Origin of the sequence: Aequorivita nionensis, from assembly GCF_046352995.1 — a bacterium.
Classification (GTDB): domain Bacteria; phylum Bacteroidota; class Bacteroidia; order Flavobacteriales; family Flavobacteriaceae; genus Aequorivita; species Aequorivita nionensis.
Genome location: NZ_CP130281.1, coordinates 2,976,139 through 2,988,092, shown reverse-complemented (window position 1 = coordinate 2,988,092; position 11,954 = coordinate 2,976,139). Strand labels below are relative to the sequence as shown.

The 11,954-nt window shown below is 35.8% G+C and carries 8 protein-coding genes; 6 read left to right on the top strand and 2 right to left on the bottom strand.

Annotated features, from left to right (window positions below; translation table 11 throughout):
* Positions 1-2 precede the first annotated feature (2 nt).
* The 6 genes from Q2U82_RS13690 to azu all read left to right on the top strand — a co-directional run bounded on the left by Q2U82_RS13690 (position 3) and on the right by azu (position 8,370).
* Positions 3-1,142, top strand: a complete 1,140-nt coding sequence (locus tag Q2U82_RS13690; RefSeq protein ID WP_410005414.1) for a DegT/DnrJ/EryC1/StrS family aminotransferase — start codon at positions 3-5, stop codon at positions 1,140-1,142.
* Between the two features lie 83 nt (positions 1,143-1,225).
* Positions 1,226-3,136 carry an SDR family NAD(P)-dependent oxidoreductase gene (locus Q2U82_RS13685; protein WP_410005413.1) on the top strand — a complete coding sequence of 637 codons (1,911 nt, stop codon included), beginning with the start codon at positions 1,226-1,228 and terminating at the stop codon, positions 3,134-3,136.
* 87 nt (positions 3,137-3,223) lie between these two features.
* Positions 3,224-3,979 (top strand): polysaccharide biosynthesis/export family protein, encoded by a 756-nt coding sequence (locus tag Q2U82_RS13680; RefSeq protein WP_410005412.1) that lies wholly within the window; start codon positions 3,224-3,226, stop codon positions 3,977-3,979.
* Positions 3,980-3,986: 7 nt separating this feature from the next.
* Entirely contained in the window at positions 3,987-6,371 is a 2,385-nt protein-coding gene (locus Q2U82_RS13675; RefSeq protein ID WP_410005411.1) for a GumC family protein, read from the top strand.
* A gap of 12 nt (positions 6,372-6,383) precedes the next feature.
* Positions 6,384-7,721, top strand: a complete 1,338-nt coding sequence (locus Q2U82_RS13670; protein ID WP_410005410.1) for a capsule assembly Wzi family protein — start codon at positions 6,384-6,386, stop codon at positions 7,719-7,721.
* A gap of 139 nt (positions 7,722-7,860) precedes the next feature.
* The gene (gene azu / locus Q2U82_RS13665) at positions 7,861-8,370 is read left to right on the top strand and encodes an azurin (RefSeq protein ID WP_410005409.1); all 510 of its coding nucleotides are present in this window, start codon (positions 7,861-7,863) and stop codon (positions 8,368-8,370) included.
* Positions 8,371-8,537: 167 nt separating this feature from the next.
* Here the strand turns inward: azu and Q2U82_RS13660 are convergent, their stop codons facing one another.
* Complete coding sequence (locus Q2U82_RS13660; protein WP_410005408.1) at positions 8,538-9,542, bottom strand: lipoate--protein ligase; 1,005 nt, start codon at positions 9,540-9,542, stop codon at positions 8,538-8,540.
* A 118-nt stretch (positions 9,543-9,660) separates the two neighbouring features.
* Positions 9,661-11,952 carry a TonB-dependent receptor family protein gene (locus Q2U82_RS13655; RefSeq protein ID WP_410005407.1) on the bottom strand — a complete coding sequence of 764 codons (2,292 nt, stop codon included), beginning with the start codon at positions 11,950-11,952 and terminating at the stop codon, positions 9,661-9,663.
* Between the last annotated feature and the right edge of the window lie 2 nt (positions 11,953-11,954).

Here is an 11,954-nt window from a genome sequence, read left to right as displayed (position 1 = left end):
AAATGAGCAATTCAAAAATATACCTATCCTCTCCCCACATGGGCGGTACAGAACAAAACTATGTAAATGAAGCATTTGAAACCAATTGGATTGCGCCATTGGGGCCCAACGTGGAAGGCTTTGAAAAAGATTTGGAAAACTATCTTGGTATAGAAAACCATATTGCAGCACTTAGTTCCGGTACAGCAGCATTGCATTTAGCGCTTATATTATTGGGGGTTGAAAGAGGTGATGAGGTTCTCTGCCAAAGTATGACTTTTTCAGCATCTGCAAACCCTATTGTGTATCAGGGAGCAACGCCAATATTTGTTGACAGTGAACCGGAAACTTGGAATATTTGTCCAATCCATTTAGAGGAAGCAATCAAAAGTCGCATTGCAAAAGGAAAAAAACCAAAAGCAATAATCGCCGTGCATCTTTACGGAATGCCCTATAAAGTTGATGAAATAAAAAAGATTTCTGAAAAATATGAAATTCCAATTGTGGAGGATAGTGCCGAAGCGTTGGGAAGCACTTATAAAGGTCAAAAATGTGGCACTTTTGGCGATATTTCAATCCTTTCCTTCAACGGAAACAAAATCATCACAACTTCAGGAGGTGGGGCATTGGTTTCTCGAAATTTGAAGCACAAAGAGAAAGCTATTTTCCTGGCAACACAAGCACGTGATGCGGCTCCACATTATCAACACTCTGAAATAGGCTATAATTATAGACTGAGCAATATTTCTGCAGGAATTGGCAGAGGACAAATGCAAGTTTTGGATAAACACGTTGGTTTAAGAAGAAAAATGAACCAATTTTATCATGAAATATTTCAGAAGGCAAAAGGGGTAAAGGTTTTTTCGGAACCCACTTCTGATTATTTTTCAAATCATTGGTTATCTTGTATTTTAATTGATAAAAAGCTATGCGGTTTTTCATCTGAAGATATCAGGTTGGCAATGGCCGAAAATAATATAGAATCGCGCCCATTATGGAAACCGATGCACTTACAGCCGGTTTTTAGAAATGCACCTTATTATGGTTCAACTGTTTCAGAAAAGTTGTTTGAAATTGGGCTCTGCTTACCCTCTGGTTCAAATTTAAAAGTTGAAGAAAAAGTTAAGATTAACGATGTTTTAATACGTTTCATCGATATTTGAGGTATATTTGCATCCCCAAATGTTATGAAATTGTGTTAAGAAAATATTTCCTTTTAGCGAAAATAAAAATGAGTCCAAAAAAAATGACTATCCTAAATCAAAGGTATTTGCCACGATGGGCTGTCTTTTTGTTGGATATTTTTATCTGTTTCATTTCTTTCGCAACAATGTTTTTGATTCTGGACGGCACTCCTCTCAAACCACATACCGTTTGGCCAACGCCTTTGCGAGGACTTTTCCTCATTTCCATTAACGTTATTTTCTTTTATTTGTTTAAAACCTATGCTGGAATTGTTAGACATTCCACATTTACAGATATTTTTAAAGTTGCATCCTCGTCTTTTTTAACGGCTATTTCAGTAATAACGTTTAATTATATCTATTTCCTTTTCACAGATCAAAAAATATTTTTGACCACCGGAATTTTGCTCTATATGTTCTTTTCTTTCACACTGATGCTGTTTTTCAGGATTGCCGTAAAAGAAGCTTACCAATATTTAAAGAAATTTACCACGGGAAAACTGAAAAAAAGAGTTGTGATTCTTGGAATGGATGACCAAACCATTTCTTTGGGAAAAGCGCTAACAACAGAATCTAATCTTCCTTATAAACTAGTTGGTTTCATAACCGAAAACCAAATCAATAAAAACCTAAAGATTCTTAACAAGCCCGTTTTTTCTGTTCCCATTACCAATACTTCAAATGAATTCACAGAACTTTTAGCACAGCACAATCTAGACGGGGTTTTAATTGTGAGTGAATCACTCAGCATTAAAGAGAAAAACCAAATTGTGGAAGCCTGTTTGGCGAATAAAGTAGAAATCTTCAACGTTCCACTTGTGGAACATTGGAACCGAAAGGAAGATATTCAAACACAAATAAAACCAATCCAAATTGAAGATTTGTTGGAGCGTTCCCCAATTGAAATGGATATTGGGCTTATAAAAAGTGATTTGTATGGTAAAACCATATTGGTCACGGGTGGAGCCGGTTCTATTGGGAGTGAAATTGTTAAGCAATTGGCAGTTTTCAGTCCAAAGAAAATCGTAATATTAGACAATGCCGAATCTGCTCTTCACGAGATGGAATTGTATATGAATCAAAACCACAGTGGGCTGAACTTTACAATAATGTTAGCAGACATTAGAAACCTAGAACGGATGGAAATGCTCTTTGCAAAGTATAAGTTCAATATGGTTTATCACGCTGCAGCATACAAACATGTTCCACTAATTGAAAAAAACCCTCATGAAGCGGTATATGTTAATATTGGCGGAACCATAAACTTGGCAAACCTTTCTGTGAAATATAATATTGAAAAGTTTGTAATGATTTCTACAGACAAAGCTGTAAATCCAACCAATGTGATGGGTGCGTCAAAACGTGCTGCGGAAATGTATGTACAATCCTTGCAAGATCATATAAACACAAATACGCGTTTCATTACAACTCGTTTTGGAAATGTGCTTGGTTCCAATGGTTCCGTAATTCCTTATTTCAGAAAACAGATTGCTTATGGTGGCCCAGTAACAGTTACCCACAAAGATATTATCAGGTACTTTATGACCATTAGCGAAGCTTGCCAATTGGTTCTTCAAGCCGGAACAATGGGCAATGGCGGGGAAATATATGTTTTTGATATGGGAAAACCCATTAAAATTCTCGATATGGCAGAAAGAATGATCCGCCTTTCTGGTCTTAAGCCATATGAAGATATTGATATAGAAATTACAGGGCTTAGACCTGGTGAAAAACTATATGAAGAATTATTAAACGATACTTCTACCTCACTGCCTACGTATCACTCAAAAATCATGGTGTCAAAAGTACCTACAGTAGATTATACTGAAATATCCATTAAAATACAGGAAATAGTCGCTATTTCTCAATATGGAAAAGGGAAAGAAATTGTTAAAAAGTTAAAAGAGCTTATTCCAGAATTCTTGAGCAATAATTCAGAATATGAAATTTTGGATTTGCAAAAGCATCTTTAAATCATATTTTGTTCCTAAGAGATACTCATAAAAAACACTCACTATATTTTGTGAAGGCCTTATATTTGTAGCCCTAAAAAAAACATAATGAATAAAATTGCAATACTTCTTTTAACTTGCGCAAGTCTTTTTTCCTGTGCTACTAAAAAAGAAATACTATATTTTCAGGATGCTGAAAACCTAAATTTAAAAGAAATTGAAACCTCTTTTGAACCTATCATTGAACCAAATGATATTCTTTATATTACTGTTTCTTCCATAGACGAAGAGGTTGTTAAGCCATTCAAGCGCACTATTGGTTCTGAAGGCTCCCCAATAACAAACAATCTCCAGTTACAAGGTTACCTTGTAGATTCCGAAGGGAATATACGTTTTCCTGTATTGGGTACTTTAGCTGTAATGGGCAAAACTCGGGGCACCGTTGAGCAGGAACTGAAAGCAAAACTATCTGAGTATATTACAGATGTAGTAGTTGATGTTCGAATCATCAATTTTAAAGTAACCGTTATTGGAGAAGTTAAAGTGCCTGGTGTTTTTAGAATTCAAGACGAACGCGTTACACTGCCCGAGGCCATTGCACTTGCAGGAGATTTTACGGAAGATGGCAACAGAAAGAAAATAACAGTAATCAGGGAAGAAGACGGAGTGCGGAAAGTTTCACAAATTGATTATACCAGTGCCAATCTCTTCACTACACCCTATTACTTTTTAAAGCAAAATGATATTGTTTATGTAGAACCTTCCTTAAAAGGAGTGCGAAAATCTGGATTCATTCCAGATGTGCCAGCTTTACTATCTTTAGTAACTGTAATATTAAGTACTGTTATTATTTTAACCCGTTAATAGTATTATGGAGGAAAACCGATACAAACCGGAAACCAAAGAATTGCCACTTCGCGAAATAATTGAACAATACACCCGCTATTGGTATCTTTTTGTTTTGGGTGTTATTTTAGCATTTATACTGGCATTTATCTATTTGCGATACACGACAGCACTTTATCAAACCCGAGCGACCATAATAATTAAAGACGAAAAAAGCGCCAGCAGCCCTATGGAAATGGCTGCTTTTTCACAATTTGGAAGTTTTCTGTCGCGTTTCAACACCAGCAAAATAGATAATGAGTTGGCCATTTTCAATTCCAAACGGATCATTTCGAAAACTGTTGAGGAACTTGGGCTGAATATAAAGTACGAATCTGTTGGAGCCATTAAAACTTCAGAAATCTATTCATACATTCCTTTTAAAGTTCAATATCAATCCTTTAAAGAAGTAGATAGGAAGATAAGTGTTCCCAGTTTATTCATAGAGGTGCTTTCAAATACAGAGTACAAACTGGAAGGCGAAGCCCAAGGGGTTGATGGCACTTATAAGTTTGGTGAGCAAATAGCATTACCTTTTGGCGAAATAACTGTTTTGCCTAACCTGGAAAACCTTGAAAATTTTAATTCATTTATTGGAAGGACCGTAGTGGTTACCTATCGACCTATTGAAAACGCTGCGTTGGACTATCAAGGTAAAGTTGTTATTGAGAACGAAATTAAATCTAGTAATGTATTGGAATTGAGTATGCTGACGCCGGTAACAGCTAAAGCAGAAGATTTTCTAGATGAACTTGTTTCCCAATACAATCAAGATGCCATTGCCGATAGAAACGAAATTGCCAAGAACACCTCAAAATTTATAGATTCACGTTTGCAAATCATTACCCGTGAGCTGGATTCGGTGGAACGGAATAAAGAGGTTTTTAAAAGCAATAATCGTCTAACAGATATTCAGGCCGAAGCGCAAATAATACTTGAAAATGCCAGCGAGTTTAACAAGAAACAATTTGACGTAGGCACCCAGTTGGAGCTTTCAAAGACCATGATAGACTATATGGAAAATAGTTCCAACGCCGAGCTTTTACCTTCCAATATTGGTATTCAAAGTGAAGAAGTTGCCACGTCTGTAAACAACTATAATCAATTAATTCTTTATAGAAATAAATTGTTGCAGAACTCTACTGCAAAAAACCCGGTGGTACAGAATGTTAATAACCAAATAGAGCAGATGCGCGCCAGCATTCTCGGAAGCTTAAAAAATTCGAGTAATGCTTTGAAAATAGCAATGAAAGATATTAATATTCAGGAATCTACAATTAATTCAAAAATTGCACAAGTTCCTGCAAAAGAAAAAATATTTAGAGGTATAGAAAGACAACAATCCATAAAGGAACAGCTTTATCTTTTCCTTTTGCAACAGCGGGAAGAAGCTTCTATAACTTTGGCGGCAACTTCACCAAAAGCAAAAGTTGTTGATAATGCCTACAGCACAAAAGCACCAGTTTCACCAAAAAGACCGCTCATTTATCTTGGTTCGATATTGGCTGGACTATTGATTCCTTTTATTGGAATTTATGGCGCAAATCTTTTGAATACCAAAGTTACGTCCCGCAGGGATGTAGAACGCCACCTTTCAAAAACGCCAATTGTGGGTGAAATACCAAAAATAAAGCGCAATGAATCTGATTTAATACAGCTTAACGACCGAAGTGTAATGGCTGAAGCCTATAGAATTTTGCGAACTAACCTGCAATATTTGTTCATTAATAAATTGGAAGAAAACAACAAGGGAAAGGCATTGATTGTTACTTCAACCATAAAAGGTGAGGGAAAGACCTTTGTTGCCTTTAATTTGGCGTTAACATTGGCACTTACAGGCAAAAAAGTAGTTTTGGTGGGTGCGGATATTCGTAATCCGCAGTTACAACGTTATCTGCCCGATCATTTAAAAACTAAAAAAGGGCTTACCGAATATATTGTCTATGAAGATATGCAGGTGGAAGACGTTATAGCCCAAAGCGAATACAACGAAAACCTGAGCATTGTTCTTTCGGGTGCAATTCCGCCAAACCCTGCGGAATTGTTAATGCAAAAGCGGACAACAACCTTTATAGATGAGCTTAAAAAACAGTTCGATTATATTATTTTGGACACTGCGCCGTCTATGCTTGTTACAGATACTATTTTGATAAATAAATTGGCAGACATTACGCTATACGTGGTTCGTGCAGGATATACCGATAAACGACTGTTAGACTTCCCTCAAGATGCCATTGACGATGGCCGTTTAGCTAACGTTGCCATCATTCTGAATAATGTAAACCTTAACAATTTTGGCTATGGTAATAAATACGGTTACGCATATTCACGTGAAGAACGTTCTTTTTTGAAACGGCTTCTGAATAAATAGAAACGACTGTTTATGAAATTTCTAAAATTCTTTCTCTTTCTCTTTCCAATGATCTCCTTTTCACAGGAATTTGATATTTCGGGAAGCGTGGAGGCAAAAGCAATACTATCTAACGAAAACGAAAATCCCTTTTGGTTCCACACAAATACTAATTATTCAGTTGGTGAACTAACCAATATTTCTGGAATAGGAGAGGTTAAAGCAAGTTTAGCTTATTCTTCATTTAAGATTAATGCTGGTGCAGCAGTTTTTGGGAGGGATGGAGTTGAAGATGCTGTGCAGCGAAGAGATTTATACCTTCAATTTGAAAACTCTTGGCTTTTTGCAACTTTTGGAGCAAAGAAACAAACTGAAGTTCTTGATGGATTATCAGCCACCAATCAAAACTTTTTGTGGTCTGGAAATGCAAGACCTCTCACCGGTGTGCTTTTAGAAGCAAATAATCCATTTAAAATTTCAAAAACCTTCGCTTTAGATTGGGGTATTGCACATTACGAATTGAATGACAATCGCTTCGTGGAAGGTACACACGTTCACTACAAAAGGTTGGCATTGATTACCACTTTCAATGAAAACCATAAACTTACCGCAAAGCTTCAGCATTATGCGCAATGGGGTGGAACCTCACCAGTTTATGGAGACTTAAAAGATAGCTTTAAAGATTTTTTTAAAGTTTTTTTTGCAACCAACACTACAGAGATTGGATTGCCGGGTGAAACCAAAAATTCAATTGGAAATCATTTAGGCTCCTATTTTCTGGATTATGAATTTAAAAATGGGTTGGGAGATTTTTCCATTTATCATGAACATCCTTTTGAAGATGGTTCTGGCACTCGTTTAGCAAATTTTCCAGATGGAGTTTGGGGTATTTATTTTAAACCGAAGAACCAAAAAATAATTTCTTCAGTGTTATATGAATATATTAATACAGTTGACCAAAGCGGAAACACGACAACAAGTGGTTTTGATGGTTATTTTGGAAACAATATATACAGAAGTGGTTGGACTTACGAAGAGAATATTATTGGGGCTCCATTTATACTTTTTGATAAAAATGTGAAGATAAATGGCGACAATACACCATATATCAGCAACCGCTCAAAGGTTCACCATTTTGGGGTTACTGGAGAATTCAGTAAATTTCAGTGGAAGCTGAAAAGCACTATCACTAAATATATGGGAACCTACCGTAAGCCTTTTATTCCAGAGTGGAAATACTGGTATAACTATGGCTCTCTTTCCTACAAAAATGAAAAACTCGGAACCTTTACTGTAATGGGTGGCGCAGATTTTTCAAACATTGCAAATACTGTTGTTGCCGGCGGAATTCAATATTTATATACTTTCTAAAATTTAAAAATTTTTCTATTTATTTTTTCTGAATCGTTAGTGTTTTTTTATTTTTTAAAATGATTGCCATAAGGTTTGGTCATGCTAAAAATATCGGTTAATTTTGTCTTTATTTAAAATTAATATAAATAACACACTAATGAAAAAAATAATTTTAGCCTTTATAGCAGCTTTAGCTATAAGCTGTGGTGACAACAAAAAAGAAGAAAAAACTGAAGTAAAAATCGGTACTAAAGTCGAGGAGGTAACACCTGCCGAAACTACGGATGATAAAGTTGCCGAAATAACCATTACTGGTAATGACCAAATGAAATACGACAAGAACGAGATTCGTGTAAAAGCTGGTCAAAAAGTGAAGCTTACCTTAAAACACGTTGGCAAGATGGAAAAAACTGTAATGGGCCACAATTGGGCCTTGCTTACCCAAGATGCCGATATGGCCACTGTGGGACAAGCTTCTGCGGTAGCAGCAGATACAGACTATATTCCAGCAGATATGAAAGATAAGTTTATAGCGCATACTAAAATGCTTGGTGGCGGCGAAAGCGACACCATTGAATTTGATGCGCCAGCGCCGGGAACCTATACTTTTATGTGTACCTTCCCAGGACACTATGCTTTAATGCAAGGTAAATTTATTGTTGAATAGTTTTTTAATAACAGATACTATTTGTGAAGTATTAAGTTTAATATGCTTCACAGGAAAAGCCGCATTTTTTTAATGCGGCTTTTTTTATTTTTATCTTTCGAAGAAGAATCCAAGAAGCAATAAAATGATCTTTCAGTTAATTTTTTGTTTTTAGAATTTAAAATATCCTAAACTTCATCAGCGCCATAAACCAATTCAATAAAATCAATTTTCGGAATGTCGCCAAAATATTCTTTTACTTCAATATCTTTCAATAATTCCGAAATGTTTTCTTTTTCATAACGGGCTCCTTCCAAAAGCTTTTCAAGATTTAACACAGGTTCTTTTCCGAAGAAATCCCCGAATATTTTGAATTCTGTGATGTGTCCCTTTTCAACAAAAATGCGTAGATCTATTTCCCCAACGGAAAAACGTTTGCTCCGTTGAATATTGAACTTTGGGGAACGACCATAGTTCCAATCCCAAGTGTTGTATTTTTCTTCTTTTAATTGATGGACTGCTTCCCATTCCGCAGCAGTTAAATGATACTTTTCAAAAGGCTCGCTTTCTTCATAAAGTCCTTCCAATAAAAGTTTGCGAAATTCTTCAATCTTTAATGGTTCTTTTAAAAATTCAGAAATATTCGCCACGCGACTGCGGACGGATTTATGGCCTTTGGACTCAATTTTACTCATCTTTACGTTTAGTGCATTTGCAACTTCGCCTAAATCGGTATCAAACAAAAGCGTGCCGTGGCTCACCATTCTTTTTCCGGTTGAAAACTGTGCCGTACCAGAAATTTTCTTTTCATCTACCTGAATATCGTTACGCCCTTTCAGTTCTGCGTTCAGCCCTAAACTGTTCAAAACCTTTATTACCGGTGCGGTGAACTTTTTAAAGTTGTTTAAACTTTTTATATCGTGATTGGTTATAAAGCTGAAATTGAGATTTCCAAAATCATGATACACAGCTCCGCCGCCCGAAACCCTTCGTACTATGTGAATGTTGTTTTTTTCAACATACTCGTGGTTTATTTCTTCCAAAGTGTTTTGGTTACGGCCAATAATAATGGAAGGTTCATTTATGTAGAACAATAAATAGTCGTTCTCAGCACTAAAATTTCGCAGTGCATATTCTTCCAAAGCAAGGTTTAATCTTGGGTTTGTGTTGCCTTCGTTTTCTAAAAAAATCATTGTTTTTTGTTTGGAACGTAAAGATAGTTTTTATTGGGGCTAAAAGCTAAAAGTGAATAGGTGAGTTTGTGAATGTGTGAATTAGTGAATTTGAAACCTGAAACTTTTAACTAGAAACTTAAAATAAATAATCAAGCTTAAAACCACTATACCAATTTCGAGGTATTCCCGGATAATAAAAACGAGGTTCTGAATTTCCAAACCCAGTTGCATTTATTAAAACCGATGAAGCATATTTTTCATCCGTAAAATTATTTATCCCTGCATTTATTTCAAAAGTAAGCTTCTTTGAAAGTTGTTTTTTAAAAGAAGCTTTTGTGTTGAAAACAGTATATTTTTCTGAATAAAGTTCGTTGGCGTCATTTATGGGAATTTCCCCAATATGAAGAAATTTCGTGTTCAATGTGAAGTTTTTAAAACCAAAGTTTATTCCGCCATTTACTTTTTTATCGGGAACTCCCGTAAGTTGGTTTCCCGAAAAGTCATTTTCGTTATCCACAAAATCAATAAATTTATGGGCAGTGATTTCGGCATTTATATAGGGGGAAATGTATAAAAATCTTCCCATAGATTGGTTATAGGAAATATTTAATTCAACACCTTTGTGTTCCGTTTTTCCAGCATTTCTGCCAATATATTGATCGTCGCCGATGCGTTCCGCAACAATCAAGTTGTCAATATCCAAAAGATAGGCATTCAATTGAAAGTGAAGTTTTCTTTTAAAGAGGAAAAGCTCGCTTCCCAATTCATAATTAAAACCTTTTTCGGGTCCGAGATCTGGATTTATCACTCCTTCCGGCGTAAGTGTTTCCTCAATGGAAGGATAATTAAAACCGCGACTGAAGTTGAAATAGGCGCTAATATTTTCATTGAATTGATACAGTAAATTTGCATTCGGTGCCAAAATTGGTTCAAAATTACGTTCAGCGCTTTTGTTGGTTACTCCGTCATTAAAGTCGTCGGTAAAATCATAAGTGGTTCGATTAAAATTGACACCAAACTGACCTTTAAGCTTTTGGGTAAAAGGAAGCGTTACGGTTATAAAAATGTTCAAATTGTCTCTCTTTTCAATATTATCGCTCAACAATTCGCCTTCCAAGCTTCCGTTGCCATTATTTTCCTCGTATAAATTTTCAATAGTTTTCCAATTGTATTCGTCTTTGTAAAATTCCCCGCCAAAACTGAGATTGGCTTTATTTTTTATAAATGAAAAGTCTTCTGCAAAAACAGTCCGCGCTCCATAACCATTAGTGAATTCATCCAAAATATTGAACGGTCGCGGTTCGTAATGATCCAAATAAGCATAAAAAACACTGCTGGTATTGCTGAAATTTTCGGAAAAGCGATGCGTAAAACTGAGGCCGACCAAAACTTGTTTATTATCTTCAAAACCCTGTGCCTCCTTCCAGGTAAAAGCCGCTTGTGCGGGATCTTCCTCAAAAGCAGTTTTCCCTATGGAACTGGGGATTTGCGCGAAATAATCCACATAATTCAATAAAATTCCCAACTCATTCTTAGGATTGAATTTATATTTGGAAGTGATTAACAAGGTTTTCCTATCATAATTGCTGTTTTCCCTAAAACCATCTGTTTCTAAATGATCGTAGTTTAAATTCACCAAAAATCTTTCATTTGAAATTGCGGTGGAAACGGAATTTTTTATCAATCCAAAGGAGCCAACCGTTAAATTACTTTTCACAAATGCTTCCCCAACCGCAGCTTGTTTGGAATTTAGCAGCAAAGTCCCACCCAAATTGGTGCCGTATTGTGTGGCTTTTGGGCCCTTTACTATTTCCAGCAATTGCAGATCTTCTGGATCAAAAGCATCGATTGCTGTTTCGCCAATGCCGTTTGTTATAGGAATTCCGTTGAAATAAGCTCGTATTTTATTGGTGCCATAAAGCGTCCGCGAACCAACCCCGCGAATAACAATTCTATTGGTATTGATAGCCCCGCTTTGGATAAAAACACCGGGAGTTTCATTTATTGCTGAGACCAAATCTATCGGACTGTAAGCATCCAATTTTTCAGCGGAAATTTTTTCAGTGGGAATAATTACTTTGCTTTCTTTTTGATAGGTAGAGGAAATAATTATTTCATCAAGATTTTCAGATTTTGAAAGTGGGGAAAGTTGAAAAACCTGATTATTATTGGACATTTGAAAGCTGACATTGTAAAAATCTGGATGCTGAAGTGTTATTTTTAAAGGAAGTTTGAATGCTTCGGAAAGTGTAAAAATTCCTTCATTATTAGTTTCGCCAATTTTTTCACCATTCAAAAAAACCGAAACCTTATTTATTGGGGAATTAAATGAATCCAATACAAATCCCTTCAATTCCTGGGCCTGCAAAATATTTAAAAAGGCGATTATAAAAGTAGTCGCCAGTGTTATATAAAATTTCTTTCCCATAA